The organism is Pseudothauera hydrothermalis (assembly GCF_003345255.1).
GTDB lineage: Bacteria > Pseudomonadota > Gammaproteobacteria > Burkholderiales > Rhodocyclaceae > Pseudothauera > Pseudothauera hydrothermalis.
Window position 1 is genome coordinate 1,526,928 of record NZ_CP029331.1, and the last position, 25,958, is coordinate 1,552,885.

Here is a 25,958-nt window from a genome sequence, read left to right on the forward strand (position 1 = left end):
ACGCAATGCTCAAGTTTCCGATCTATCTCGACTACTCAGCCACCACCCCGGTGGATCCGCGTGTGGCCGAAAAAATGATTCCCTGGCTCACCGAACATTTCGGCAACCCCGCCAGCCGCTCGCACGCTTACGGCTGGGAAGCGGAAAAGGCGGTGGAAAAGGCGCGCGAAGAGGTCGCGGCCCTGGTCAATGCCGACCCCAAGGAAATCATCTGGACCTCTGGCGCCACCGAATCCAATAACCTGGCCATCAAGGGCGCGGCGCATTTTTACCGGGGTAAAGGCCAGCATGTCATCACGGTGAAAACCGAGCACAAGGCAGTGCTCGACACCGTACGCGAACTGGAACGTGAAGGCTTTACCGCAACCTACCTGGATGTGCAGGAAAACGGCCTGATCGATCTCGATGCGCTGCGCGCGGCGATCCGGCCGGATACCACCTTGGTGTCGGTGATGTTCGTCAACAACGAGATCGGCGTCATCCAGCCCATCGCCGAAATTGGCGAACTGTGCCGGGAAAAGGGCATCGTCTTTCATGTCGATGCGGCCCAGGCCACCGGCAAGGTGGAGATCGATCTGTCCGCGCTGAAGGTGGATTTGATGTCCTTCTCGGCGCACAAGACCTATGGCCCCAAAGGCATCGGCGCGCTCTATGTACGCCGCAAGCCGCGGGTGCGCCTGGAGGCGCAGATGCATGGCGGCGGCCATGAGCGCGGCCTGCGCTCGGGCACTTTGGCTACCCACCAAATCGTCGGTATGGGCGAAGCCTTCCGCATTGCCCGCGAGGAAATGGCCGAAGAGAACAAGCGTATCCGCGCGCTGCGCGACAAACTGTTGCACGGGTTGCAAGACATCGAAGCAACTTACGTCAATGGCGATCTGGAGCACCGCGTCCCGCACAATCTGAACATCTCCTTCGCCTATGTCGAAGGCGAATCGCTGATCATGGCGATCAAAGATGTGGCGGTATCCAGCGGTTCGGCCTGCACTTCGGCCAGCCTGGAGCCCTCGTATGTGCTGCGCGCACTGGGTCGCGACGACGAACTGGCGCACAGCTCGATCCGCTTCACGATTGGGCGGTTTACCACCGAAGAAGAAATCGACTACACCATCGCGTTGCTGCACAAGAAGATCGGCAAACTGCGCGAACTCTCCCCGCTATGGGAGATGGTGCAAGAAGGCATCGATCTGAATACCGTGCAGTGGGCTGCGCACTGAGCGGCACGACACAGGAGAACACATCATGGCATACAGCGACAAGGTTCTGGACCACTACGAAAACCCCCGTAACGTCGGCTCTTTTGGCAAAGACGAAGAGGGCGTGGCCACCGGCATGGTGGGCGCGCCGGCCTGTGGCGACGTGATGAAGTTGCAGATCAAGGTCGGCAAAGACGGCATCATCGAAGACGCCAAATTCAAGACCTACGGCTGCGGTTCGGCCATCGCCTCGAGCTCGCTGGTAACCGAATGGGTCAAAGGCAAAACCCTGGACCAGGCACTGGAAATCAAAAACACCCAGATCGCCGAAGAGCTCGCCTTGCCGCCGGTGAAAATCCATTGCTCCATTCTTGCCGAGGACGCAATCAAGGCGGCGGTAGCCGATTACAAGAAAAAGTACCAAGCCTGAATCACACGGGAGTCCGACACATGGGCGTCACTCTGAGCGAGCGGGCCGCCAAGCACGTCAGTAACTTCATCGCCAAGCGCGGCAAGGGGTTGGGCATTCGCCTGGGGGTGCGTACTTCGGGCTGTTCCGGCATGGCGTACAAGCTGGAGTTCGTCGACCAGACGCAAGATGACGATCTGGTGTTCGAAAGTCACGGTGTCAAAGTGGTGGTAGACCCGAAAAGCCTGCCCTATATCGACGGTACCGAGCTTGATTATGTGCGCGAAGGCTTGAACGAAGGTTTCAAGTTCAACAATCCGAACGTCAAGGATTCTTGCGGTTGCGGCGAGAGCTTCAATGTTTGACGTAGGCCGCTGGGGATGACGGAAACGGTCATGAGCATCGACCTCAAGCAGGATTTCTTTGCCTTGTTCGGCCTTCCGCGCCGTTTTGAGCTGGATGAAGCCGCACTGGCGCGCGCCTACCACGATTTACAAGGCGAGGTGCATCCAGACCGCTACGCGCATCTGCCCGACGCCGACAAGCGTCGCGCCATGCAGTGGGCCACGCGGGTCAATGAGGGTTTGCAAACCCTGAAAAAGCCGCTGAACCGGGCCATTTACCTACTTCAACTGGCTGGCATCGACCCCGCGCTGGAAACCAACACCGCCATGTCCTCCGAGTTTCTGATGGAGCAGATGCAATGGCGCGAGGAATTGGAAGAGGCGCGCAGCGCAGGCGACGCAGATGAGCTTCAGCATTTGCATGAACGCCTGCGTCAACAAGGGCGCGACATGCTTGCCGAACTACGCTGTGCGCTGGACGAGCGGCACGACTTGCACGCGGCAGCCGAGATCGTGCGACGGCTGATGTTCATAGACAAACTTCAAGACCAAATCGACGACGCCCTCGAGGCGCTGGAAGACTGATGGCATTGCTGCAAATCGCCGAACCCGGCATGTCCACCGAACCCCACCGTCACCGTCTGGCGGCCGGGATCGACCTGGGCACGACCAACTCCCTGGTGGCCACGGTGCGTAACGGCATCGCGGTGTGCTTGGCCGATGAGCACGGCCGCACGATGCTGCCTTCTGCGGTGCATTACAAGGCCGACGGCAGCATCGAAGTCGGGCGCGCGGCGCTCGAAGCACAAGCCCAGGATCCGCGCAACACCATTGTCTCGGTCAAGCGTTTCATGGGTCGTGGCATCAAGGATGTTGCCCATGTCGAATCCAGTCCATACGACTTTGTGGATATGCCGGGCATGGTCCGCCTGCGCACGGTGCAGGGCATCAAAAGTCCGGTAGAGGTCTCGGCGGAAATCCTCAAAGTGCTGCGCGCGCGTGCCGAAGCTTCACTGGGCGGCGAGTTGAGCGGAGTGGTCATTACCGTGCCGGCTTATTTCGACGATGCGCAGCGTCAGGCGACCAAGGATGCCGCTACCCTGGCGGGGCTGAACGTGCTGCGCCTGCTCAACGAGCCGACCGCAGCGGCGGTCGCATACGGGCTGGACAACGCAGCCGAAGGCATTTACGCAGTCTATGACCTTGGTGGCGGCACCTTCGATGTTTCCATCCTCAAGCTGTCACGCGGGGTATTCGAGGTGCTGGCCACCCATGGCGATGCCGCACTGGGCGGAGACGATTTCGATCACCGACTGTTTTGCTGGATCCTGGACAAATCCGGCATCGCCCCCCCGTCGTCCGAAGATGCCCGGCGGCTGCTGATGAAGGCGAGGGAGGTCAAGGAACTACTCTCGGTCAGTGAGGAGGCGGCGCTGAACGTGGCCTTGGACAGCGGCGAAGAGGTCAATCTGACGGTCAGTCGCAGCGAATTCGAGCACATGACCGAGCATCTGGTGAAGAAAACTTTGACGCCGATGCGCAAGGCCCTGCGTGACGCCGAACTGACTCCGGCGGATGTCAAGGGCGTAGTCATGGTCGGTGGCGCGACCCGGATGCCGCAAATTCAACGCTCGGTAGCGGAGTTTTTTGGCCAGGAGCCTTTGACCAATCTCGACCCCGATAAAGTGGTGGCGCTGGGTGCGGCCATTCAGGCCAACGCGCTGGTGGGCAATCGCAAGGACGAGGATGACTGGCTGCTGCTCGACGTCATTCCCTTGTCGCTCGGCCTTGAGACCATGGGGGGATTGACCGAGAAGGTGATCCCGCGCAATTCCACCATACCGATTGCACGCGCGCAGGAATTTACCACCTTCAAGGACGGGCAAACCGCGATGGCCTTTCACGTGGTGCAGGGCGAGCGCGAGCTGGTGTCCGATTGTCGCTCGCTGGCACGTTTCGAGCTGCGCGGCATTCCGCCGATGGCCGCCGGTGCCGCGCGGGTCAGAGTCACCTTTCAGGTCGACGCCGACGGTTTGCTCTCGGTGTCGGCGCGCGAAATGTCTTCCGGGGTGGAGGCCAGCGTGCTGGTCAAACCTTCCTATGGCCTGACCGATGAGGAAATCGCCGGAATGCTGCGCGAAGGGGTCGAACATGCCGGTCAAGACATGCTGGCGCGTGCGCTGCGGGAGCAGCAAGTCGAAGCCGACCGGCTACTCGAAGCCACCGCACAGGCGCTGGAGCAAGACGGCGATCTGCTCGACGCTACCGAGCGCAGCGCCATCGATGCCGCCATCGCAGCGCTGCGCCAAGCCCGTGAGGGCGATGACCATCGCCTGATCAAGCAACACATCGACGCGCTGACGCGCGCCACCGACGAATTCGCCGCCCGGCGCATGGACCGCAGTGTGCGCACCGCTCTGGCCGGGCATAAAGTCGACGAGATCGAACTATGACCCAGATCATTGTACTGCCTCATGTCGAGCTATGCCCGGAGGGTGCGGTCATCGAGGCCACGCCGGGTGAATCGATCTGCGACAGCCTGCTCAATAACGGCATCGAAATCGAACACGCGTGCGAAAAATCCTGTGCATGCACCACCTGTCATGTGATCGTGCGCGAAGGCTTCGAATCGCTCAATGAGGCCGAAGAGGAAGAGGAAGATTTGCTCGACAAGGCCTGGGGGCTGGAACCGCACTCGCGTCTGTCCTGCCAGGCCATCGTTGGCGACACCCCGTTGGTGATTGAAATTCCGCGCTACACCATCAACATGGCTCGGGAGGGCAAACACGGATGAAATGGACCGAAGTCGAAGAAATCGCCATCCAACTGGCCGATGCGCATCCGGAGGTCGACCCGATGAGAGTGAATTTTGTCGATCTGATGAACTGGGTCATCGCGCTGCCCGAATTCGACGACGATCCCAAGCACTGCGGTGAGCGGATTCTGGAAGCCATCCAACAGGCTTGGATCAATGAAAAATCCTGACTGACATCATGAACGGCGCGAGCACGGTTTTTGAATTCACCCTGCGTGCGCTCGATGGCCAACCCATGCCACTTGCGCGTTATCGCGGGCAGGTACTGCTGCTGGTCAATGTCGCCAGCCAATGCGGTCTGACCCCGCAGTATGCGGGTCTGCAGCGGCTACAGGACACCTTCGCCGACCGCGGGTTTACCGTCATCGGTTTTCCGTGCAACCAATTTGGCGGCCAGGAACCGGGTGATGCGGCGCAGATTGCTGCGTTTTGCGAGAAAAACTATGGCGTGAGTTTTCCGTTGAGCGAGAAAATCGATGTCAATGGCCCCAGCGCGCATCCGCTTTACCAATGGCTGTGCGCCGCCGCGCCAGGCGTTTTGGGTACCGAAGCCATCAAATGGAACTTCACCAAGTTTCTGACCGATCGCCAGGGCAGGGTGGTTGCCCGTTATGCACCGACCACCACGCCCGAAGCGCTGGTGTGCGACATCGACAAACTGCTCGATGCCCCGACCGGCTGAGCCCAGCCGGCCTCAGTAGCTGCTGCCGGTGGCGTCGGCAGACTCGTTGAGCGACAGCCAGTACACGCCCATCTGTCCCACTGCCTGAATGAAGCGCTCAAAGTCCACCGGCTTGCGGATATAACTATTGGCGCCCAGGCGGTAGGCTTCGCGGATGTCCTGAAGCTCGCGCGAAGTGGTCAGCACCACGACCGGTAAAAGTGCGGTACGTTCATCTGCGCGGATGCGGCGCAACACCTCCAAACCGTCGATGCGTGGGAGTTTGAGGTCGAGCAATATGACCGCCGGCATGGTGGCCGCATCCCGACCGGCGTGGCTGCCGGTACCGAATAGATAATCGATGGCTTCAACGCCATCGCGCGCGACCACCACCGGATTGTCGATTTGATTCTTGCTAAACGCCCGTAAGGTCAAAGCCTCGTCGTCCGGGTTGTCTTCGACCAGCAAAATGGGACGTCCGGGAGGCATGGCTTTCTCCTAAGGTATGTCTTCATCGCGCAGAACGAACACCACATCGTCGCCGCCCTGGGTCGACAGCCACACCAAGGGCAGGTCAGGAAAGGCCTGTTCCACGATGGAACGATTATGGCCGATTTCCACGGCCAGAATGCCGCCGGGGTTGAGGTGTTGCTTGCTTTCGGTCAGTAAGCGACGCACCACGTCGAGTCCATCTTCGCCCGCACCCAGCGCCATTTGCGGCTCATGCAGGTATTCCGCGGGCAGACGGGCCATTGCCTCGGCAGTAACATAAGGCGGGTTGCAAACGATGAGGTCGAAGCGCCGACCGTCCAGTCCGCTGAACACGTCGCTGCGGACCAGTTCGATACGCGTTTGCAGCCCGTAGTCGCATACGTTGCGGTGTGCAACCGCGAGCGCATCCGCGGATAAATCGGCCGCCACGATATTGGCCTGCGGAAAGGCGTGTGCCATGAGCACCGCCAAACAGCCCGAACCGGTGCATAGATCCAGCGCACTGCCAATTGCTTCCGGGTCAGCCACCCAAGGTGCCAGCGCGTCTTCGAGCAGTTCGGCAAAAAACGAGCGCGGCACGATGACCCGCTCATCCACATAAAAGCGGAATTCGCCCAGCCATGCTTCATTGACCAGATAGGCGGTCGGCACCCGTTCGTCTACCCGACGGTTGATGCGCGTGTAGAGCTCATCACGTTCTTCGGCGGTGATACAGGCATCCAGAAAGGGCTCCAGGCGATCCAGCGGCAGGTTCAGTGTCGCCAGGATCAGCCAGACCGCTTCATCGTAAGCATCATTGCAGCCGTGACCAAAGAAAACCCGGCCTCGATTGAAACGGGTGACCGCATAGCGCAGCCAGTCGCGGACGGTGACCAGCTCGGCCAGCGGACCGTGTTCATGGATGTGGTCGTCGTGATGATCGTGTTCGGGAAGAGCGGTATTCATTGCAGTTTCAGCCCGCCGGCGCGAGCAACAGATTTTCCAAGGTGCGGCGGTAAATGGACGACAAAGCCTCGAGCGCATCGACCGCGATGCACTCATTGACCTTGTGGATGGTGGCGTTTACTGGTCCGCATTCCACCACTTCGGCGCAGATGTCGGCAATGAAGCGGCCATCCGAGGTGCCGCCGGTGGTCGACAGTTCGGTGTCGACGCCAGTGGTGGCGCGGATGGCTTGGCTGATCGCATTGACCAGGCGACCACGTCCGGTGATGAAGGGTTTACCGGAAAGCTGCCAGACGAGCTCGTATTCCAAGCCATGCCGGTCGAGCACTTCATGGGTGCGGGTTTTGAGCGATTCTGCGCTGCTTGTCGGGGCGAAGCGAAAATTGAACTGCACTTCGCAATGACCGGGAATGATGTTGGTGGCGCCGGTTCCAGCGTGAATATTGGACACTTGCCAAGTGGTGGGCGGGAAGAACTCGTCGCCTTGGTCCCAGCCGATGGCAGCCAGTTCGGCCAAGGCCGGTGCCAACTGATGCACCGGGTTGCGCGCCAGATGCGGATAGGCCACATGACCTTGTATGCCCTTGACCCGCAGCGTGCCCGATAGCGATCCGCGACGGCCGTTTTTGATCATGTCGCCCAGCGTGACCACCGAGGTGGGTTCGCCCACCACACACCAGTCCAGACGCTCACCGCGGGCGGCAAGAGCCTCGACCACCTTGACGGTGCCATGGGTAGCCGCACCTTCTTCGTCGGAGGTAAGCAACAGTGCAATCGAGCCTTGATGATCGGGGTGGGCAGCGACGAAGGTTTCGATGGCGGTGACGAAGGCCGCCAGCGAGCTTTTCATGTCGGCCGCCCCCCGCCCGTAGAGCATGCCGTCGCGCACCGTGGGTTCGAATGGCGGGCTCTGCCAGGCTTCCAGTGGGCCGGTCGGCACCACGTCGGTGTGTCCGGCAAAGCACAGGACAGGGCGGGCCTTACCGCGCCGCGCCCACAGGTTGCAAACCCCGCCGGTGTCGATACGCTCCAGCACAAAACCCAGCGGGGCCAGACGGCTGGCAATCAAATCCAGGCAACCTGCGTCCTCAGGGGTGACCGAAGGGCGGGCGATCAATTCGCAGGCAAGGGCGAGAGTCGGTGCGTTCGGGCTTGGGGTCATGAAGTCGTTGTGGTGATGATAAGGCTGCCGGCGCTAAGGCCTTGCGCACCCGGTTGCGCGCTAGGTATCGAGGCCGGTATCAATCGTCCATGTGCAAGGTGAACTCACGGAAAGACGTGCCGTCCGGTTGGGTGCGCTCAAAGTCGATGATCGGCGTGCCTTGGCCGCCCTGGGGTTGGGTGTCGGTGGAGGCAAGCTGGGCGTTGTTGATCAACCAGTGCAGGTTGGTCGGTGAATCGGCATTGGCCAGCGCCTCGTCCAGGGTGATGGTCTTGCTGTGGAAGAGATTGAACAAATCCTGTTCAAAGGTTTGCGAACCCGGTGCCAGGCTCTGCTCCATGGCTTCCTTGACCCCGTTCAGCTCACCGCGCTCGATCAACTCGGCGATATGGCGGGTATTCATCAGAATTTCCACGGCTGGAATGCGCTTGCCGTCGGGTTTGCGCACCAGACGCTGGGAAACGATGCATTTGAGCGCAACCGCCAGATCCAGATAGAGCAGGGGACGGTTTTCCAGCGGAAAGAAGTTCACGATGCGATTGAGCGCATGATAGGCGTTATTGGCGTGCAGCGTGGCCAAGCACAAATGCCCGGTTTGCGAGTAGGCCAGCGCGGCCTGCATGGTTTCGCGGTCGCGGATTTCGCCGATCAGAATGCAGTCTGGAGCCTGGCGCATGGCATTACGCAGCGCCTCGTGCCAACTGTGGGTGTCGATTCCCACCTCGCGCTGGTTCACGACCGATTTGCGGTGCTTGAACAGGTACTCGATCGGGTCCTCGACGGTCAGGATATGTCCGGATTTGTTGCGGTTGCGGTGGTCGATCATCGAGGCCAGGGTCGTGGATTTGCCCGAACCGGTCGCCCCCACCACCAGCACCAGACCGCGTTTTTCCATGACCACATCGGCCAGCACCGGCGGCAACCCCAGCGCCTCCAGCGAAGGAATATCGCCCTGGATGTAGCGCACCACCACGCCAATGCTGTTGCGTTGCCAGAATACATTGACCCGGAAGTTGCCCAGATCCCGCCGCCCGAAAGAGAGATTGAGCTCTTTGTCGCGTTCAAAACGCTCGATCTGCTCCGCACTCATCATCTCGTAGATCATCCGCTTGATCATGGACGGCTCCATGACCTGCTGGTTGATCGGCATGGTGTGCCCCTGAATCTTGATGTGGATGGGCGCACCGGCCGAGATGAAGATATCCGAAGCCTGCTTGTCGGCCATCAGTTGAAACAGCTTGTCGAACATCATCATCGGTGCAGGCTCCGGATCGAGACGGGAGTACGGGACTTACGCGCCGCGCAGCAGCTCGTTGATGGCGGTCTTGGCGCGGGTTTGGGCGTCGACCTTCTTGACGATCACCGCACAGTACAGGCTGTATTTACCGTCGGCCGAAGGCAAGCTGCCAGGCACCACGACCGACCCCGCGGGGACCCGGCCGTAATGGATTTCGCCGGTCTCACGGTCATAGATCTTGGTGCTTTGGCCGATGTACACCCCCATCGACAGCACCGCATTCTCCTCGACGATCACGCCCTCGACCACTTCGGAGCGCGCGCCGATGAACACATTATCTTCGATGATCACCGGGCCGGCCTGCACCGGCTCCAGCACGCCGCCGATGCCCACACCACCGGATAGATGCACGTTTTTGCCGATCTGCGCGCAGGAACCCACGGTGGCCCAGGTATCCACCATGGTGCCTTCATCCACGTAGGCGCCAATGTTCACGTAGGAGGGCATCAGCACCACGTTCTTGGCAATATAGCTGCCCTTGCGCACCACCGCCGGCGGCACCACGCGGAAGCCGCCCTGCTGGAACTGTTCCGGGGTGTAGTCGCCGAACTTGGTCGGCACCTTGTCGAAGAAATTGAGACTGCCGGCCGGCATCGGTTCGTTGTCGCGCAGACGGAAGGAGATCAGTACCGCTTTCTTGATCCACTGGTTGACCACCCACTGGCCTTCTTTCTTTTCCGCCACCCGCAGGGTGCCGGCATCCAGGCCGGCAATCACCTGGGCGACCGCATCGCGCACCTCGGCGGTGGCGGCAGCCGGCGACAGGCTGGCACGGTTCTCGAAGGCGTCGTCGATGATCTTTTGCAGTGCTTGCATGGGGGACTATCCGTTGTTCAAAGTTTTTGACAGAAGGCGACGATGCGCTCGGCCGCTTCCAGACATTCGCCGGGTTCGGCCACCAGCGCGATGCGCACATAGTTTTCGCCGGGATTGATGCCGGCAGCCTCACGTGCAAGAAAGCTGCCGGGCAGGACGGTCACATTATATTCAGCCTGCAGCCGGCGGGCGAACTCGGTATCCGCGATGGGTGTGCGAGCCCACAGGTAGAAGCCGGCGTCCGGCCGTTCGACCTCCAGCCAGGGGGCGAGCAGCGGCGTGATGCGGTCGAATTTCTCGCGGTAGAGCCGACGGTTTTCCAGCACATGCGCTTCGTCGCTCCAGGCTGCAACCGAAGCGGCCTGCACCGCCGGGCTCATCGCGCAACCATGGTAGGTGCGATAACGCAAGAAGTTTTTGAGCAGTTTTGCATCGCCGGCCACGAAGCCGGAGCGCATGCCCGGCACGTTGGAGCGCTTGGACAGGCTGGAAAACATGACGATGTTGCCAAAGTCGCTGCGCCCCAGCCGGTGCGCGGCCTGTAGCGCCCCCAGCGGCGGGTTGTGTTCGTCGAAGTAGATCTCGGAATAGCACTCGTCGGCCGCAATCGCGAAGCCGTAGCGGTCGGCACGCTCGAAGAGATCGCCCCATTCGTCCAGCGACAACACCCGGCCGGTGGGGTTGCCGGGCGAGCAGACGAACACTAGCTGTACATCGCGCCAGACGGATTCCGGCACCGAATCGAAATTCGGCCCAAAACGCTCGCCGCCGGCCGTATTGTTGAGGAACACCGGCTCGGCGCCTGCCAGCAGGGCCGCGCCTTCGTAGATCTGATAAAACGGGTTGGGTGAGAGCACCTTGGCGCCCGGCCTGCTGCCGTCGAGCACGCACTGAGCAAAAGCGAACAGCGCCTCGCGCGAGCCATTGACCGGTAGCACCTGGGTGCCGGCATCCATCGCCGGCAGGCCGTAGCGGCGCATCAGCCAACCGGCGATCGCTTCGCGCAGCGCGTCCGAGCCCTGCGTGGTGGGGTAGGTGGCTAGGCCGCCCAGGTTATCGGCCAGCGCCTGCAGGATGAAAGTCGGCGTTGGGTGTTGAGGTTCGCCAATGGATAGACGGATCGGTTTCAAACCGGTTGGCGGCGCGATGCCTTGGAACAAGGCGCGTAGCTTTTCGAACGGGTAAGGCTGCAGACGGGAAAGATTCGGATTCACGGCGGTGATCGGGTCAAAGACGGGGCAGGGCCGGCGTGCCCATGATCGCGGCACGGTGTCGGGCCCGGATGCCGGCTCCCAAGCCGGCGCAGGTAACAGGTGAAAAGGTTGGAAATGGTATCATGGCGCGCTTTGCGCCCAAGCAGGCGGGTCACAGAACGCCGCCTGCCGCCTGCCGAATCCGATACCGACCCGACGTGCGTCTTTCCAAGCTCAAACTTGCCGGTTTCAAGACCTTCGTCGATCCCACCACGGTGCTCATTCCGGGCAACCTGGTCGGCGTGGTCGGCCCCAACGGCTGCGGCAAATCCAATATCATCGACGCGGTGCGCTGGGTACTGGGTGAAACCAGGGCTTCCGCGCTGCGCGGCGAGTCGATGCAAGATGTCATCTTCAATGGCTCGACCACCCGTAAGCCGGTCTCGCGCGCCAGCGTGGAACTGGTTTTTGACAACAGCGACGGCAAGGCCGCCGGTCAGTGGTCACGCTATGCGGAAATCTCGGTCAAGCGCGTGCTCGAGCGCAGCGGCGAATCCACGTACTACATCAACAACGTCCATGTACGCCGCAAGGATGTGATCGATCTTTTCCTGGGTACCGGCCTGGGGCCGCGGGCCTACGCGATCATCGAACAGGGCATGATCTCACGCATCATCGAGGCGCGCCCGGAAGAGGTACGCGGCTTTCTGGAAGAGGCTGCCGGGGTCACCAAGTACCGCGAGCGCCGCAAGGAGACCGAAGGCCGTCTTGCCGATGCACGCGACAATCTGACCCGTCTGGAAGACATCCGCACCGAACTTGGCGCGCGTATCGAACGTTTGCGCGCCCAGGCCGAAGTGGCCGAACGCTACCGCAAGCTCAGCGCTGCCCATAGCGAGCGCCAGCAGTTGTTATGGTTGCTCAAACGCAACGAAGCGCGCGCCCAGCAGGATCGGTTGCGCCAAGCGCTGGATGAGGCCACTCGTCGCATCGAAACCGACAGCGCGCGGTTGCAGGCACTGGAAGCGGCGGTCGATGAAGCCCGTCAGGCGCACTTTGCCGCTGCCGAGGCGGCGCATGCGGCACAGAGCGATCTGTACGCCGCAGTGGCCGAAGTGACCCGGTTGGAAGCGGAATTGAAGCATTTGCAGGATGCGCGCCAGCGTCTGCAAGCGCGCCTCGATCAACTCGATGCCGATCTTGCGCACTGGCAGGGCCGGCGCCAAACCCTTGCAGTCGAACGCGACCGCTGGGTCGAGCTACAGGAAAACGCAGCGATACGTGCCGAACAGGCCGAGGTGCGTCATGCTGAAATCGCCGATCGTCTGCCGGAAGCCGAAGCCGCCCGCCAGGCGGCCGACACCACGGTATCGGCCGCCCGCCGCGAACTGTCGCAGACCGAACAGCAGTTGCGGGTGCAAGAAGCCCATCGGGCCAGCGCCAGCCGCGCGCTGGAGGCGCTGACCCAGCGCCGCGCCCGCCTGGAAAGCGAGGGGGCTAGCATCAATGGGCCGGATGAGGCCGTGTTGAGCGAGCGCGAAGCCAAAGTCGAAGCGCTGTGCGAAGCGCTCGACGCCCGCCAACAGGCGCTGCAAGCACTGCAAGCCGCTCAGCCCGATGTGCAAACCGCACTCAAAGCGGCGCTGGAGCATGAGCGGCAGGCCCAGCGCCAGCTCACCGAACTGCGCGCCCGCCGCGACGCCCTGGTGCAGTTGCAGACGCGCGTGGCCTGTCAAGGCGAGTTGGGCGACTGGTTGCACCGCCACGGCTTGATCGATCTCACCCCGTTATGGCGCGCAGTGCGCGTAGCCGAAGGTTGGGAACTGGCTCTCGAAGCGGTGTTGCGCGAACGTCTGGCTGCACTGCGAACAGACGACTTCGATGCCGCACGGGCGCTCGTAGAGCAGCCGCCACCTGGCGCGCTGGCGCTGGTCTTGGATGGCCACCAGAGCGCACCGCTGCCACCGGCGGCCGCACCCGCTGGCAGTACGCCGCTTTGGGCTCGCATCGAGGTGCTCGATCCGGCCTTGGAGCCGGCGCTAAGGGCTTGGTTGCAGAGTGTTTTTGCGGTCGATGATCTCGATGAATGGTTGGTGCGTCGCGGCGAGCTTGCCGACGGCATCACCCTGGTGTCGCGCCGCGGCCAGTTACTGACCCGTCACTGTCTGACCCATTATGTGCCGGACGACCGCACGCACGGCGTCATGGAACGGCAGCGCGAAATCGACGCCCTGACCGATCAAGCGCACACCCTGGAGCAGGCCAGCGGCTGCGCACATGAGGCGCTGCTTGCCGCCGAGGCACGCGCGCAAGACTTGCAGGCCCGCATCTCCGCCTTGCGCCGCGACACCCAAGCGTTGCAACAGCAATGGCACGATGCGCAGGTCGAGCTACTCAAGCTGACCCAGGCGCGGACTCGGGCGCTGGAACGTCGCCAACAGATCGACCGCGACCTGGCGGATCTGGCCCGACAGGAGGACACCGAGCGCGAACATCTGGCCCGTGCCGAGCTGGAATACGCCCGCGCGGCCGAACTGGCCCAGGTGCAGCGTCAGCGCCTGGAATCAGCCATGACAGTGCTGGATGAACGCGATCAGGCGCTGCGCAACACCCGTGCGCTGGAGCAAGCCACCGCCCGCGAGCTGCAAGAAGCACGCTTTTCGGAACGCGAATGTACCGGCAAGCTGGAAGACATCGCCCGCAACCTGCAACTGGCGGCGGAACAACTCGAACGTATCCGTGCCGAAGCCGAGCTCCGTCATCAGGAACTGGATGCCATCGACCTTTGCCGCAGCCAAAGTGCGCTGCAAGAAGCACTCGCCTTGCGCGCCAGCCGGGAAGCGGCGCTCAGCGCGCGACGCGACGCGCTGGAAGAAGCAGCGGCCCAGCTCAAACAGCTCGAGGAAATGCGTCTGCGTACCGAGCAGGAAACCGCCCCGGTGCGCGAACAAGTGGCCGAGTTACGTCTGGCGGTCCAAGCGGCGGAGCTGGCCACTGCACAGTTTGACTCACGCCTGGCCGAAGCCGGGGCGATTGAGGCCGCGCTTGCCCCGCTGCTCACCGAGGAACTGCGCGAGGCCGCGCTGCAGCGCGAGGTGGCGCGCTTGGCGCGCGAGATCGCCGAGTTGGGGGCGGTCAATCTGGCTGCGCTGGACGAACTCAAGCAGGCCGAAGAGCGCAAGGGCTATCTGGACGCTCAGGCCGACGATCTCAATCAGGCCATTGGCACCCTGGAAGACGCCATCCGCCGCATCGACCGCGAAACCCGCGAACAACTGCAAGACACCTACAACACCGTCAACGGCCACTTTGGCACGCTGTTTCCGCAGCTCTTTGGTGGCGGTCAGGCGCGGCTGGAACTGACCGGCGAGGAAATCCTGGATGCCGGCATCCAGATCGTTGCCCAGCCGCCGGGCAAGAAAAACAGTTCCATTCACTTGCTGTCGGGCGGCGAAAAAGCGCTCACCGCGATTGCGCTGGTGTTTTCGATGTTTCAGCTCAATCCGGCGCCGTTTTGCATGCTTGACGAGGTGGATGCCCCATTGGACGATACCAACACCGAGCGCTACGGGCGCATGGTCAAACGCATGTCATCGCAGACACAATTCATCTTCATCACGCACAGCAAGATCACCATGGAAATCGCTCAGCAACTGGTCGGCGTGACCATGCAGGAGCAAGGAGTGTCGCGGGTGGTCGAGGTGGATATCGACGAAGCGTTGCGGATGGCCGAATCGGTCACAGCCTGAAACACGGGCACAACTACGAATGATGTAGAAGGTGGGCCGCAGCACACGCCCCAACACAGGAAAGAATATGGACAGCGAACTGCAGATCGCACTGATTGGCGCCGGCGCCGCCTTGGTGATGCTGATCGTCGCCTACAACAAGTGGCAGGAACGCAAGCACCGACGCCACGCGGAACGAGCCTTCAAATCCGAGCACCCTGACATTCTGCTAGAACCGCGCGAAATGGCCGAACCAGCCGAGCCAGCCGGGCGTGTCGAGCCCGTCGTGAGCGAAAGCGTGTCCGAGGATGTAGCGCCGCAGCCGGTTCGTCGGCCGGTCAGTGAATCGGCCAGCCGCCGCGGCACCCCGGCAGTGCCCGAAGCGCTGGATGCGCGCGCCGATTGCAGTGTGCTCATCGAGTCGATCGAAGCGCTGGAGGTCTCACGTCTATGGGCCGCTCAACGCCAGCAGTTGGAGGGCTTGAATAAGCCCGTGCAGTGGTTTGCTTTCGACGATGGCGCCAATGTCTGGCGAGCACTCACCGAGCACAGCGCGGGTGCCTATCACTGGTTCTGTGTCGCGGTGCAAACGGTCGACCGCCGCGGCCCGATCGGCGAGCGCGACTTTGCTTACTTTTGCGAAGGCGTGCAACGGATTGCAGAACAGTTCCTGGCAGTGCCGGCCGGTTTGCCCGCACGTGCCGACACCCTGTCTGCGGCCGCCGCGCTCGATCGTTTATGCGCCGAGGTGGATGTGCAAATTGGCCTCAACATCGTCAGCCGTGGCCAAGCCTTTGCCGGCACCAAGTTGCGCGGCCTGGCCGAAGCCCAGGGCATGGTATTGGGCCCGGATGGCCAGTTCCATGCGCGCGACGATGACGGCAACACTTTGTTTATGCTTGGCAACCTGGAAGCAACGCCATTTACCGCCGAAAACCTGCGCAGCCTGCAGACCACCGGCATCACGCTGGTGATCGACGTGCCGCGGGTGACCCATGGCGTACAGACCTTCGATCGCATGATGCAGGTCGCCAACCAGCTCGCCGAGGCGCTGCAGGGTAGCGTGGTCGATGACAAGCGTCATCCGCTCGGCGCCGAGGCTGCCGCGCTGATCCGCACGCAAATTGCCCAGTTTCATGAACGCATGGCCGATCAGGCGATTCCCGCCGGCAGCCCGCTTGCCCGCCGTTTGTTTGCCGCATGAACCACAGCCCGCAAGATCCAGCCGGACGCATGGCCTGGCTCAGGCAGACGTTGCATCGCTACGATCATGCCTATTACGTGCTCGATGCGCCGATCGTGCCGGATGCCGAGTACGATCGGCTCTTTGCCGAGCTGCAAGCACTGGAAGCCCAATATCCGGCGCTGGCCAGCGCCGATTCGCCCACCCGCCGGGTCGGGGGCGCACCTTTGCCGGAGTTGGCGCCGGTACGCCACGCGCTGCCGATGTTGTCCATCCGCACCGAAACCGATACCAGTGCGCAAGGTGTGCGTAACTTCGATGCCAGGGTCCGCAATGCCCTAGGTTTGACCCCGGCCGATCCGCCGGTGGAGTATCTAGGCGAATTGAAATTCGATGGGCTGGCCATCAGCCTGCGCTATGAGCACGGCGTGCTGGTGCGGGCTGCAACCCGGGGAGACGGCGAAATTGGCGAAGATGTGACCCATAACGTGCGCACCATCCGCCAGATTCCCTTGCAGCTCGTCGGTGCTGCACCGGCTGTGCTGGAAGTGCGTGGCGAGATCTACATGCGCCGCGATGCGTTCGAAGCGCTCAACGCCCGTCAGCGTCAAGCCGGCGAAAAGACTTTCGTCAATCCGCGCAACGCAGCAGCCGGTGCGGTGCGTCAGCTCGATCCGCGCATCGCCGCCCGCCGCCCGTTGTCGTTTTTTGCCTACGGCATGGGCGAGCAAGTTGGCTTCGATCTGCCAGCCACCCAGGCGGAGCTGCTCGAACGCCTGGCCCGCTTGGGGTTGCCGGTGTGCGAGCACCGCTGCCTGGCGCTCGGCCCTGAGGGATTGATTGCCTTTCATGCGCGCATTGCCGCCATCCGTGACCGCTTGCCTTACGACATCGACGGCGTGGTCTACAAGGTCAATCGTTTCGATCTGCAACGCGAACTCGGCTTTGTCACCCGCGAGCCGCGCTGGGCGGTGGCGCACAAGTACCCGGCGCAGGAGGAAATCACCCGCCTGATTGCCATCGACGTGCAGGTTGGCCGCACCGGTGCGCTCACTCCGGTAGCGCGCCTGGAGCCGGTATTCGTCGGCGGGGTCACGGTCACCAATGCCACGCTGCACAACCAGGATGAAATCGACCGCAAGGACGTGCGCATCGGCGACTGGGTGATCGTGCGCAGGGCAGGGGATGTGATCCCCGAAGTGGTCGGACCGGTGCTCGAACGCCGCGTCGGCAATCCGCCGCGCTACCGCCTGCTGGAAGCGCATCCGACCTGTCCGGTGTGTGGCTCACACGTCGTGCGCGCCGCGGACGAAGCGGTGGCCCGTTGCACCGGCGGATTGTTCTGTCCCGCACAGCGCAAACAGGCGCTGTTGCATTTTGCCGCTCGGCGCGCGATGGACATCGAAGGGCTGGGCGACAAGCTGGTCGATCAGCTGGTCGATGCCGGACTGGTTGGCAATCCGGCCGATCTTTACCGGCTTGAGCCCCAAACGCTCGCCAACCTTGAACGCATGGGGGAAAAATCTGCGCAAAAACTGGTGGCGGCCATCGACCGCAGCCGACACACCACATTGGCGCGCTTTATCTTTGCGCTGGGCATCCGCAATGTAGGGGAGGCTACTGCGCGCGATCTGGCCCGCCACTTCGGCAAGCTGGACGCGCTGATCGCGGCCGATACGCAGACCTTGCAGCGGGTGCCGGATGTGGGGCCGGTGGTCGCGCAATCGATCGCCACTTTTTTTGCCGAACCTCATAACCGCGAAGTCATCGCGCAGTTGCGCGCCGCAGGCGTGCACTGGGACGAATCCAAACCCGACGCAGCGCCCGATGGGCCGCTTGCCGGCAAGACCTTGGTGCTGACCGGCACACTGCCGAATCTGAGTCGCGAACAGGCCAAAGCCTTGATCGAAGCGGCCGGCGGCAAGGTAGCCGGCTCAGTGTCGAAGAAAACCGACTGGGTGGTGGCCGGTGCCGAGGCGGGTGCCAAGTTGGACAAAGCCCAGGCGCTGGGCGTGGCCATCATCGATGAAGAAGGACTGCGCAGACTGCTGGACCGCGGGGGTTTTCCCGCAATGAACACAGGAGAAGAACACGCATGAAAAAAGTCACCAAGGCGGTATTTCCGGTCGCTGGCATGGGTACCCGCTTCCTGCCTGCGACCAAAGCGAGCCCCAAGGAAATGCTGCCCATCGTCGACAAGCCGTTGATCCAGTATGCGGTTGAAGAGGCGGTGGCCGCCGGCATCACTGACCTGATATTCATCACCGGACGTACCAAACGCTCGATCGAAGACCATTTCGACAAGGCTTACGAGCTGGAAACCGAGCTTGAGGCGCGCGGTAAAAAAGAGATGCTGGAGCTGGTGCGCAAAACCGTGCCCAAAGGTGTCAATTGCATCTACATCCGCCAGTCCGAGGCGCTCGGCCTGGGGCACGCCGTACTGTGTGCCGAGCCGGTGGTGGGCGAAGAAGCCTTTGCGGTGTTGCTCGCCGACGATCTGCTCGACAATCCTGGCGCCACCCCGGTAATGAAGCAAATGGTGGACGTCTACAACTATCACCGCTGCTCGGTGCTGGGCACCATGAACGTACCCCGCGAGGAAACCCGCAGCTACGGCATCGTCAGTACCGAAGGTGAAGCCGGCAAAGTGCAGCGCATGACCGGCATCGTCGAAAAGCCCAAGCCGGAAGAAGCGCCCTCGACCCAAGCGGTGGTCGGCCGTTACATTCTTACCCCCCGCATCTTCGATCACATCCGCGCACTCAAACCGGGCGCGGGCGGTGAGCTGCAACTGACCGACGCAATCGCTTCGCTGCTGAAAGAAGAAGCGGTGCTGTCCTACCAGTACGACGGCGTACGCTTCGATTGCGGCTCCAAGCTCGGTTACCTGAAGGCCACCGTGGAACTCGCCCTGCGCCACCCGGAAGTGGCCGAGGAGTTTGGAAGCTGGCTGGCGAACCGGCGTTGAGACTGTTCTGTGGCAATAAAATCAAAACGGCGCCCCACGGGACGCCGTTTTTTTGCGCGGGCAGGGCGGTCAAACCGCTTCCGCCTTGGCTGCGCGTTTGCGGTCGGTTTCCTTGAGGTGACGCTTGCGCAGGCGAATGCTTTTGGGGGTGATTTCCACCAGCTCATCGTCGGCGATGAATTCGATGGCCGACTCCAGCGTGAGTTGGATTGGCGGTGTGAGCCGAACCGCCTCGTCCGAGCCCGAGGCGCGTATGTTGGTCAGTTGCTTGCCTTTGATCGGATTGACCACCAAATCGTTGTCCCGGCTATGGATGCCAATGATCATGCCTTCGTACACGGTTTCGCCGGGATTGATGAACATGCGGCCGCGTTCCTGAAGGTTCCACAACGCATAGGCCACCGCTTCACCGTCATTTTGCGAAATCAACACCCCGTTACGACGCTCGCTCATTGGGCCAGCCATCGGGCCGTAATCGTCGAACACATGCGAGGCCAGACCGGTGCCGCGGGTCATGGTCATGAATTCGCCTTGGAAACCTATCAAACCACGCGCCGGAATGCGGTATTCAAGGCGCACACGGCCCTTACCGTCGGGCTGCATGTCCTGCAATTCGCCGCGGCGGCGGCCCAGCTCTTCCATGACGCTACCCTGATGGGTCTCTTCCACGTCCACCGTCAGCAACTCATAAGGTTCGCACTTGACTCCGTCGATTTCCTTGAATACCACCCGCGGGCGGCCCACCGCCAGTTCAAAGCCTTCGCGGCGCATGTTTTCAAGCAGGATGGTCAGATGTAGCTCGCCACGGCCGGATACTTCGAAGGTGTCCGAATCGGTGGTGTCATTCACCCGCAGCGCCACGTTTTTCAGCAGCTCTTTTTCCAACCGCTCGCGGATTTGGCGACTGGTCACGAATTTGCCCTCCCGCCCGGCCAGCGGCGAGGTGTTGACCATGAAATTCATGGTCAATGTTGGCTCGTCCACGGCAATCGGCGGCAAACCTTCTTGGCACTCCGGTTCGCACAAGGTCACCCCAATGGCCACCTGCGGAATGCCCGCGATCAATACGATATCGCCCGCTTCGGCCGATTCCGCAGGCGAGCGCTCCAAGCCCTTGAAGGTCAGGACCTGGCTGATCTTGCCTTTGCCACGGTTTTCATTGCCATACATCACCACCACTTCCTGATTGGGTTTGAGCCGACCGCGCGTGATGCGGCCGATTCCCATCTGACCCATGTAGGTGGAGTAATCGAGCGAGCAAATTTGCATTTGCAGCGGGCCATCGGTGTCCACCGCAGGCGCCGGCACGTATTTCAGGATGGCCTCGAACAGCGGACGCATGTCTTTGCGCTCATCTTCCAGTTTTTCCACTGCAAAACCGTTCAGACCGGAGGCGTAGATCACCGGAAAATCGAGCTGCTCGTCGGTTGCGCCCAGTTTGTCGAACAGATCGAAGGTTTGATTGATCACCCAGTCCGGACGCGCACCCGGACGGTCGATCTTGTTGACCACCACGATGGGCTTGAGCCCCAGCGCCAGCGCTTTGCGGGTCACAAAACGCGTCTGTGGCATCGGACCTTCCTGCGCATCGACCAGCAGCAGCACGCTATCGACCATGGACAGCACGCGCTCGACCTCGCCGCCGAAGTCGGCGTGTCCCGGGGTATCCACGATGTTGATATGGGTGTCACCGTAGCGGATGGCGCAATTTTTCGACAAGATGGTAATGCCGCGCTCCCGTTCGATCTCGCCCGAGTCCATGATGCGCTCACCCACTTGCTGGTTTTCGCGGAAAGTACCCGATTGGCGAAGGAGTTGGTCCACCAGGGTGGTTTTACCGTGGTCGACATGAGCAATGATGGCAATGTTGCGGATGGCGCGGGACATGGGAAGCCAGGAAGTCTTTGAAAAGGCGCGGATTCTAACACGCCTTGCGGCAGCGCAGCATGGCGAGTAGGGCGCAGCCGCCGTCGGCCAAACGGGGCGCTTTTCCCGCCATGCTAGAATCGACGCGCCTTTGCAATGGAGAATCAAAAACTATGCTGGCAATCATCGGCGGAAGCGGACTGACGCAGTTGGCCACCCTGGAAATCAGCCGCCGTGAGGTGGTCCGCACGCCTTACGGCGAGCCATCGGGCGCGCTGACCTTTGGCATGCTCAATGGCGCACCAGTGGTTTTTTTGGCCCGCCACGGCTACGGACATACCATTCCGCCGCACCAGGTCAATTACCGCGCCAATCTGTGGGCGCTCAAAGAGGCCAAGGCCAGCGCAATCGTCTCGGTGGCTTCGGTAGGCGGCATCCGGGCAGATTTTGTGCCCGGCACGCTGGTGGTACCGGATCAGATCATCGATTACACCTGGGGGCGCAAATCGACCTTTTTCGAAGACGCCGACCAACCGGTGCATCACATCGACTTCACCCAGCCTTACGACGCCAAGCTGCGGCAACGCTTGCTGGCGGCCGCGGCCGCGGCGGGCGAGCACGTCTTCGATGGCGGGGTCTATGCGGCCACCCAAGGGCCGCGCTTGGAAACCGCGGCGGAGATCAATCGCCTGGAGCGCGATGGTGCCGACCTGGTGGGCATGACCGGCATGCCCGAAGCGGCGCTCGCACGCGAACTCGATTTGCCGTATGCAGCCCTCAACGTGGTGGCCAACTATGCCGCCGGGCGCTCGGCCAGTGAGCACGGCATTCAGTTCGATAGTATCGAATTGGTGTTGCAGGAAGCGATGATCCGTGTCCGCCGGGTGTTGGAGCAAGTCTGCCTGGTTTGAGCGTATTGCGCGCTGGCACCTGCCAGGTCACAGCAAATAGCGATAATTTGTATTATGTAAACTTAACAACACAACCAAGGAACGATTATGAAGATCGCGGTCATGGGCGCTGGCGCGGTGGGCTGCTATTACGGCGGGATGCTTGCTCGTGCCGGACACGAGGTGGTGATGATCGGCCGCCCCGCCCACGTCGAGGCCATGCAGAAAAACGGTCTGTGGCTGGACACCCGCGATTTTGCCGAAGCGGTGCGCGTCCAAGCAGCCATCTCACCGGATGCAGCACACGATGCGCAACTCGTATTGTTCTGCGTCAAGTCGTCCGATACCGAAAGTGCTGGCGCGGCACTCGCCCCGTATCTGGGCGCAGACACCCAGGTGCTGAGTTTGCAAAATGGCGTCGATAACGCCGAGCGTCTGGCCGCAGTCCTAGCTCGCCCGGTCTTTCCAATGGTGGTTTATGTGGCCTGCGAAATGGCCGGTCCGGGTCATGTACGCCACCATGGGCGCGGTGAGTTGGTCATCGGCCCCTCGGATGCGGCGGCCGAGTTGGTGTCGCTCTTCCACGGCGCCGGCGTAGCAGTGGAAATTTCCAACCATGTCGAGGGTGCGCTGTGGGCGAAGCTAATCATCAACTGCGCGTACAACGCCCTGTCGGCCATCAGTCAGCAGCCCTACGGCCGGCTGGTGCAGGCTGAAGGCGTTGCGCAGGTGATGGAGGACGTGATCGGCGAATGTCTGACGGTGGCTAAGGCCGAGGGCGTTACCGTGCTCGGCGACGTTCGGGCCGCGGTCCAGCGGATTGCGCAAACGATGCCGGGACAGTTTTCGTCGACTGCGCAGGATTTGCGTCGCGGCAAGCGCAGTGAAATCGATCATCTGAATGGCTATGTGGTGCGTCGTGCCGCGGCGCACGGCCTGGCGGTGCCCGCCAACCGCCTGCTTCACACGCTGGTAAAGCTTTTGGAAACCGATTTGTCCGCTTCCAGCGAAAAGCAAACGACGCCGCCATTCGGGGTCTATTGAGGATCCCGCTCGGCGCAACCCAGCGCCCACAGCTTGTCTTTTGTTGCACGGCGCCGTTCGGCAAGGCGCGGGGTGGATTTTTGCCGTGCGGCAGCGTCGATTTGTCGAATACGGTCCCGTAGCGTCTGACATTCGGCCTGCTCGGCAGACGAGGCGGGCGGCGATGGATGACCGCGGCGGCTGCGCTCAACGGCAGGCGGCGCTTTGTCGGTTGGCGCGCCATTGCGGACAAAAGGCTCCACGACGGTCAGGGTGCCCTGCAGTGGGTGCTGCGACGTGGGTTGTGCGCACGGTTGTCCCTGATAGATCGTTCGCTCCCCTACCCTGCATTTGTAGATTTCCGCTTCACCCTGCGCCGGTAACGCTAGGCTTGCGAGCAAGACAACCGGAACGGCGGCAAGACGCATCGATCATGTCAGGTAATACACAAACGCAGAAGATAGCAGATTTGCTGTGATGACATTGTATTGATCGCGCGCAAATGCCAAGGCTTTGCTGCAGACAGGCTCAACGGTCCAATTCGCGCAAAGTATCCAACGCCTGTTCGATGCGCTCTACCCCCATCACCCGCATGCCGGCGATGGATTGTCGGGGCGCATTGGCTTTGGGCACGATGGCTGCCGAAAAACCGAGTTTGGCCGCCTCTTTCAAGCGCTCCTGACCGCGCGGTGCCGGACGGATTTCGCCGGCCAGACCGACTTCGCCAAACACCGCCAGCTCGCGCGGCAGCGGACGGTTGCGCAGCGAAGAGACGATGGCCAGCAACACCGCTAAATCGGCGGCCGGCTCGCTGATTTTGACCCCGCCCACCGCATTGACGAACACGTCCTGATCGAAGCAGGCGATTCCGGCATGGCGGTGCGCCACTGCCAGCAGCATCGCCAAGCGGTTTTGCTCCAGCCCCACCGACAAGCGCCTGGGATTTGGACTGTGGGCGGTATCGACCAGTGCCTGCACTTCCACCAGCAGCGGGCGGGTGCCCTCCTGGGTGACCAGCACGCAACTACCCGGCACCTGTTGGGCGTGTTGGGACAAAAAAATGGCCGAGGGATTGCTCACGCCCCTCAGTCCGCGGTCGGTCATAGCGAAAACGCCCAGTTCGTTCACCGCGCCAAAGCGGTTTTTGAATGCGCGTATTAGGCGAAAGCTGGAATGAGTGTCGCCCTCGAAGTACAGCACGGTATCGACGATGTGTTCCAGCACACGCGGACCGGCCAGCGCGCCGTCCTTGGTGACATGGCCAACCAGGATCAAGCTGGTGCCGCTTTGCTTGGCGAAGCGGGTGAGCTGCGCGGCACATTCGCGCACCTGAGCCACCGAGCCTGGGGCCGATTGCAGCGCCTCGGTATAGACGGTCTGAATGGAATCGATGACCGCGATTCTGGGTTTGGCATCCTTGAGGATGCCGAGGATGCGCTCAAGATTGATTTCGGCCAGTAACTGTAGCGGTGCAGAGGTCAAATGCAGGCGCTGGGCGCGCAAGGCCACTTGTTCGCCGGATTCTTCCCCGCTCACATAGACCGCGGGTTCAGTTGCCGCAACACGGGACAGCGCCTGGAGCAGCAGTGTGGACTTGCCGATTCCCGGGTCACCGCCAATTAGCACCACTGCACCCGGCACCAGGCCGCCACCCAGCACGCGGTCGAATTCCTCGATGCCGGTCGGCATGCGCGGCGCCTCGCGCGGTTCCAGCTCGGCAAGCGACTGCAGGCGACCAGTGGTGCCGGCCAGTGCAGCAAAGCGGCTACCGCCGGCTGCGCCCTGCTCCACCACCGACTCCACCAGCGTGTTCCAGGCGCTACACTGCGGACACTGCCCCTGCCAGCGCAGGCTTTGCGCACCGCATGCGGTGCAAAGGTATGCAGTTTTGGTCTTGGCCATCAGAGTGTATTCATCGGTGCGTTGGCCATACGGGCAAGTTGCTCGGTGGCGTAGTCGGCAAAGGTGGTAATCAAGCGGGAGCGGAATTTGTCGCGCGGCAGGATGACTTCCAACGGTGTATAGAGCGGCGGATCGAGTGGCACCGCCACCAACCGACCCTCGCGGATGTCACGCTGGATGGCGGCGCTGGAGGCAATGGCAAAGCCCAGCCCTTCTGCGGCCAGATGCTTGACTGTGGCCAGGCTGCCAAGCTCCGCGCAAATCGTGATGTCGTCATCGGCCACCCCGCCGGCGCGGAAAAAACCTTCGGCCAGAATATGAATTGCGTTGCCGGGATCACGGTTGATAAAGGCATGGCCGACCAGATCGCGCGCAGCAAGCTTTTCGGCACGCGCCAGCGGATGCGCAGGATGACAGATCACTAGCAATTCGTCGCGCGCAGCACTGCGGCGCTCTATGCCGGGTAGGTCGGAGACGATTTCAATCAACCCCACGTCCAGATCGCGGGCGGCAACCCGTTCTTCGGTGAGCTGGGAATTGCCTACGACAACCCGCGGCGTCACCCGCGGATAGCGGCGTTTGAATCCTTCCAGCAAACGCGGTAGCCAGTACGCGGCGATCGTTGTGCTGGTACCGATATGAAGGTGACCGGAGAGCTCATCGGTCAGCTCCGACACCCGCGCTTCCAATTCCTCCGACAGGCTGAGGATACGTTCTGCGTAGGCAAAAACGATCTCTCCGGCGGGCGTCAGTGTGACCTTGCCATGGCCACGCTCAAGTAGCCGGGTGTCGAAGTGCTCTTCGAGTTGTTTGATTTGAAAGGTGACCGCCGGTTGGGTCATGAATAGATGCTCGGCCGCGCGGGTAAAAGAGCCATGCTTGGCCACCGCGTGGAATACCTGGAGTCTCCGATCCGCCATGATTTCGATAAGTTTGACTTATGGGCGTGATTACAACATGAATCGATCAGCAGCTGAGCCATCTTTGGGACAAACCTTGTTCCATGTTGTAACGGCGGTGATGGCTTCATGATATAAACCGCCTTCCCTGTCCTACCACCTTGGCGAT

The 25,958-nt window shown here is 61.8% G+C and carries 24 protein-coding genes; 14 read left to right on the forward strand and 10 right to left on the reverse strand.

What is annotated here, in order from left to right:
• The first annotated feature begins 5 nt into the window (after positions 1 to 5).
• From DIE29_RS07390 to DIE29_RS07425, 8 genes are read left to right on the forward strand one after another with little or no spacing between them, the layout of a single operon-like run.
• Positions 6 to 1,217: an IscS subfamily cysteine desulfurase gene (locus DIE29_RS07390; protein ID WP_108080092.1), complete on the forward strand. Its 1,212-nt coding sequence runs from the start codon at positions 6 to 8 to the stop codon at positions 1,215 to 1,217.
• 25 nt (positions 1,218 to 1,242) lie between these two features.
• A complete protein-coding gene (gene iscU / locus DIE29_RS07395) occupies positions 1,243 to 1,626 on the forward strand; it encodes a Fe-S cluster assembly scaffold IscU (protein WP_102041714.1) in 384 nt (127 codons plus the stop codon).
• A 20-nt stretch (positions 1,627 to 1,646) separates the two neighbouring features.
• Positions 1,647 to 1,970 carry an iron-sulfur cluster assembly protein IscA gene (iscA, locus tag DIE29_RS07400; protein ID WP_102041715.1) on the forward strand — a complete coding sequence of 108 codons (324 nt, stop codon included), beginning with the start codon at positions 1,647 to 1,649 and terminating at the stop codon, positions 1,968 to 1,970.
• Between the two features lie 30 nt (positions 1,971 to 2,000).
• Positions 2,001 to 2,534 (forward strand): Fe-S protein assembly co-chaperone HscB, encoded by a 534-nt coding sequence (gene hscB / locus DIE29_RS07405; protein WP_108081067.1) that lies wholly within the window; start codon positions 2,001 to 2,003, stop codon positions 2,532 to 2,534.
• The gene (gene hscA / locus DIE29_RS07410; RefSeq protein ID WP_114649580.1) at positions 2,534 to 4,402 is read left to right on the forward strand and encodes a Fe-S protein assembly chaperone HscA; all 1,869 of its coding nucleotides are present in this window, start codon (positions 2,534 to 2,536) and stop codon (positions 4,400 to 4,402) included. Before hscB ends, hscA begins: the two co-directional genes overlap by 1 nt.
• Positions 4,399 to 4,743, forward strand: a complete 345-nt coding sequence (gene fdx / locus DIE29_RS07415) for an ISC system 2Fe-2S type ferredoxin (protein WP_108080090.1) — start codon at positions 4,399 to 4,401, stop codon at positions 4,741 to 4,743. The genes hscA and fdx overlap by 4 nt, the downstream gene beginning before the upstream one ends.
• Complete coding sequence (gene iscX / locus DIE29_RS07420) at positions 4,740 to 4,934, forward strand: Fe-S cluster assembly protein IscX (protein ID WP_102041718.1); 195 nt, start codon at positions 4,740 to 4,742, stop codon at positions 4,932 to 4,934. Before fdx ends, iscX begins: the two co-directional genes overlap by 4 nt.
• Positions 4,935 to 4,942: 8 nt before the next feature.
• Positions 4,943 to 5,446, forward strand: a complete 504-nt coding sequence (locus DIE29_RS07425) for a glutathione peroxidase (protein WP_114649581.1) — start codon at positions 4,943 to 4,945, stop codon at positions 5,444 to 5,446.
• A gap of 12 nt (positions 5,447 to 5,458) precedes the next feature.
• Here DIE29_RS07425 and DIE29_RS07430 read toward each other — a convergent pair whose 3' ends face one another.
• From DIE29_RS07430 to dapC, 6 genes are all read right to left on the reverse strand, one after another.
• Positions 5,459 to 5,914 carry a response regulator gene (locus tag DIE29_RS07430; RefSeq protein WP_114649582.1) on the reverse strand — a complete coding sequence of 152 codons (456 nt, stop codon included), beginning with the start codon at positions 5,912 to 5,914 and terminating at the stop codon, positions 5,459 to 5,461.
• Positions 5,915 to 5,923: 9 nt separating this feature from the next.
• Positions 5,924 to 6,862 carry a 50S ribosomal protein L3 N(5)-glutamine methyltransferase gene (gene prmB, locus DIE29_RS07435; RefSeq protein ID WP_114649583.1) on the reverse strand — a complete coding sequence of 313 codons (939 nt, stop codon included), beginning with the start codon at positions 6,860 to 6,862 and terminating at the stop codon, positions 5,924 to 5,926.
• Positions 6,863 to 6,869: 7 nt separating this feature from the next.
• A complete protein-coding gene (dapE, locus tag DIE29_RS07440) occupies positions 6,870 to 8,024 on the reverse strand; it encodes a succinyl-diaminopimelate desuccinylase (RefSeq protein WP_114649584.1) in 1,155 nt (384 codons plus the stop codon).
• 79 nt (positions 8,025 to 8,103) lie between these two features.
• Positions 8,104 to 9,276 carry a PilT/PilU family type 4a pilus ATPase gene (locus tag DIE29_RS07445; RefSeq protein WP_108080085.1) on the reverse strand — a complete coding sequence of 391 codons (1,173 nt, stop codon included), beginning with the start codon at positions 9,274 to 9,276 and terminating at the stop codon, positions 8,104 to 8,106.
• A 39-nt stretch (positions 9,277 to 9,315) separates the two neighbouring features.
• Positions 9,316 to 10,137 carry a 2,3,4,5-tetrahydropyridine-2,6-dicarboxylate N-succinyltransferase gene (gene dapD / locus DIE29_RS07450; protein ID WP_114649585.1) on the reverse strand — a complete coding sequence of 274 codons (822 nt, stop codon included), beginning with the start codon at positions 10,135 to 10,137 and terminating at the stop codon, positions 9,316 to 9,318.
• A gap of 17 nt (positions 10,138 to 10,154) precedes the next feature.
• The gene (gene dapC / locus DIE29_RS07455) at positions 10,155 to 11,351 is read right to left on the reverse strand and encodes a succinyldiaminopimelate transaminase (RefSeq protein WP_114649586.1); all 1,197 of its coding nucleotides are present in this window, start codon (positions 11,349 to 11,351) and stop codon (positions 10,155 to 10,157) included.
• 197 nt (positions 11,352 to 11,548) lie between these two features.
• On the opposite strand from dapC, the gene smc reads away from it, so the two are divergent.
• From smc to galU, 4 genes are all read left to right on the forward strand, one after another.
• Positions 11,549 to 15,079, forward strand: a complete 3,531-nt coding sequence (gene smc, locus DIE29_RS07460; protein ID WP_237269415.1) for a chromosome segregation protein SMC — start codon at positions 11,549 to 11,551, stop codon at positions 15,077 to 15,079.
• Positions 15,080 to 15,146: 67 nt separating this feature from the next.
• Positions 15,147 to 16,262, forward strand: coding sequence for a cell division protein ZipA (locus tag DIE29_RS07465; RefSeq protein ID WP_114649588.1), 1,116 nt, complete (start codon positions 15,147 to 15,149; stop codon positions 16,260 to 16,262).
• Positions 16,259 to 18,340, forward strand: a complete 2,082-nt coding sequence (ligA, locus tag DIE29_RS07470) for an NAD-dependent DNA ligase LigA (RefSeq protein WP_114649589.1) — start codon at positions 16,259 to 16,261, stop codon at positions 18,338 to 18,340. Before DIE29_RS07465 ends, ligA begins: the two co-directional genes overlap by 4 nt.
• Positions 18,337 to 19,209: a UTP--glucose-1-phosphate uridylyltransferase GalU gene (galU, locus tag DIE29_RS07475; RefSeq protein WP_114649590.1), complete on the forward strand. Its 873-nt coding sequence runs from the start codon at positions 18,337 to 18,339 to the stop codon at positions 19,207 to 19,209. The genes ligA and galU overlap by 4 nt, the downstream gene beginning before the upstream one ends.
• A gap of 69 nt (positions 19,210 to 19,278) precedes the next feature.
• Here the strand turns inward: galU and typA are convergent, their stop codons facing one another.
• Positions 19,279 to 21,096, reverse strand: a complete 1,818-nt coding sequence (gene typA / locus DIE29_RS07480; RefSeq protein ID WP_114649591.1) for a translational GTPase TypA — start codon at positions 21,094 to 21,096, stop codon at positions 19,279 to 19,281.
• A gap of 152 nt (positions 21,097 to 21,248) precedes the next feature.
• Between typA and DIE29_RS07485 the strand changes: the two genes are divergently transcribed.
• Both DIE29_RS07485 and DIE29_RS07490 read left to right on the forward strand, forming a co-directional pair.
• Positions 21,249 to 21,986: an S-methyl-5'-thioinosine phosphorylase gene (locus DIE29_RS07485; RefSeq protein ID WP_102041730.1), complete on the forward strand. Its 738-nt coding sequence runs from the start codon at positions 21,249 to 21,251 to the stop codon at positions 21,984 to 21,986.
• 87 nt (positions 21,987 to 22,073) lie between these two features.
• Positions 22,074 to 23,009 (forward strand): ketopantoate reductase family protein, encoded by a 936-nt coding sequence (locus DIE29_RS07490; protein WP_114649592.1) that lies wholly within the window; start codon positions 22,074 to 22,076, stop codon positions 23,007 to 23,009.
• Here the strand turns inward: DIE29_RS07490 and DIE29_RS14585 are convergent.
• The 3 genes from DIE29_RS14585 to DIE29_RS07500 all read right to left on the reverse strand — a co-directional run bounded on the left by DIE29_RS14585 (position 23,003) and on the right by DIE29_RS07500 (position 25,810).
• Complete coding sequence (locus tag DIE29_RS14585; protein WP_162860610.1) at positions 23,003 to 23,416, reverse strand: hypothetical protein; 414 nt, start codon at positions 23,414 to 23,416, stop codon at positions 23,003 to 23,005. The two genes, DIE29_RS07490 and DIE29_RS14585, sit on opposite strands and share 7 nt — an antisense overlap.
• Positions 23,417 to 23,516: 100 nt before the next feature.
• The gene (gene radA / locus DIE29_RS07495; RefSeq protein WP_114649593.1) at positions 23,517 to 24,890 is read right to left on the reverse strand and encodes a DNA repair protein RadA; all 1,374 of its coding nucleotides are present in this window, start codon (positions 24,888 to 24,890) and stop codon (positions 23,517 to 23,519) included.
• Positions 24,890 to 25,810, reverse strand: a complete 921-nt coding sequence (locus DIE29_RS07500; protein WP_114649594.1) for a LysR family transcriptional regulator — start codon at positions 25,808 to 25,810, stop codon at positions 24,890 to 24,892. The genes radA and DIE29_RS07500 overlap by 1 nt, the downstream gene beginning before the upstream one ends.
• Positions 25,811 to 25,958 lie beyond the last annotated feature (148 nt).

Bases quoted from the DNA above. Each gene is read 5' to 3' on its own strand.
- DIE29_RS07390 (WP_108080092.1), top strand. From the start codon at position 6: ATGCTCAAGTTTCCGATCTATCTCGACTACTCAGCCACCACCCCGGTG.
- iscU (WP_102041714.1), top strand. From the start codon at position 1,243: ATGGCATACAGCGACAAGGTTCTGGACCACTACGAAAACCCCCGTAAC.
- iscA (WP_102041715.1), top strand. From the start codon at position 1,647: ATGGGCGTCACTCTGAGCGAGCGGGCCGCCAAGCACGTCAGTAACTTC.
- hscB (WP_108081067.1), top strand. From the start codon at position 2,001: ATGAGCATCGACCTCAAGCAGGATTTCTTTGCCTTGTTCGGCCTTCCG.
- hscA (WP_114649580.1), top strand. From the start codon at position 2,534: ATGGCATTGCTGCAAATCGCCGAACCCGGCATGTCCACCGAACCCCAC.
- fdx (WP_108080090.1), top strand. From the start codon at position 4,399: ATGACCCAGATCATTGTACTGCCTCATGTCGAGCTATGCCCGGAGGGT.
- iscX (WP_102041718.1), top strand. From the start codon at position 4,740: ATGAAATGGACCGAAGTCGAAGAAATCGCCATCCAACTGGCCGATGCG.
- DIE29_RS07425 (WP_114649581.1), top strand. From the start codon at position 4,943: ATGAACGGCGCGAGCACGGTTTTTGAATTCACCCTGCGTGCGCTCGAT.
- DIE29_RS07430 (WP_114649582.1), bottom strand. From the start codon at position 5,914: ATGCCTCCCGGACGTCCCATTTTGCTGGTCGAAGACAACCCGGACGAC.
- prmB (WP_114649583.1), bottom strand. From the start codon at position 6,862: ATGAATACCGCTCTTCCCGAACACGATCATCACGACGACCACATCCAT.
- dapE (WP_114649584.1), bottom strand. From the start codon at position 8,024: ATGACCCCAAGCCCGAACGCACCGACTCTCGCCCTTGCCTGCGAATTG.
- DIE29_RS07445 (WP_108080085.1), bottom strand. From the start codon at position 9,276: ATGATGTTCGACAAGCTGTTTCAACTGATGGCCGACAAGCAGGCTTCG.
- dapD (WP_114649585.1), bottom strand. From the start codon at position 10,137: ATGCAAGCACTGCAAAAGATCATCGACGACGCCTTCGAGAACCGTGCC.
- DIE29_RS07465 (WP_114649588.1), top strand. From the start codon at position 15,147: ATGGACAGCGAACTGCAGATCGCACTGATTGGCGCCGGCGCCGCCTTG.
- ligA (WP_114649589.1), top strand. From the start codon at position 16,259: ATGAACCACAGCCCGCAAGATCCAGCCGGACGCATGGCCTGGCTCAGG.
- galU (WP_114649590.1), top strand. From the start codon at position 18,337: ATGAAAAAAGTCACCAAGGCGGTATTTCCGGTCGCTGGCATGGGTACC.
- typA (WP_114649591.1), bottom strand. From the start codon at position 21,096: ATGTCCCGCGCCATCCGCAACATTGCCATCATTGCTCATGTCGACCAC.
- DIE29_RS07485 (WP_102041730.1), top strand. From the start codon at position 21,249: ATGCTGGCAATCATCGGCGGAAGCGGACTGACGCAGTTGGCCACCCTG.
- DIE29_RS07490 (WP_114649592.1), top strand. From the start codon at position 22,074: ATGAAGATCGCGGTCATGGGCGCTGGCGCGGTGGGCTGCTATTACGGC.
- DIE29_RS14585 (WP_162860610.1), bottom strand. From the start codon at position 23,416: ATGCGTCTTGCCGCCGTTCCGGTTGTCTTGCTCGCAAGCCTAGCGTTA.
- radA (WP_114649593.1), bottom strand. From the start codon at position 24,890: ATGGCCAAGACCAAAACTGCATACCTTTGCACCGCATGCGGTGCGCAA.
- DIE29_RS07500 (WP_114649594.1), bottom strand. From the start codon at position 25,810: ATGGCGGATCGGAGACTCCAGGTATTCCACGCGGTGGCCAAGCATGGC.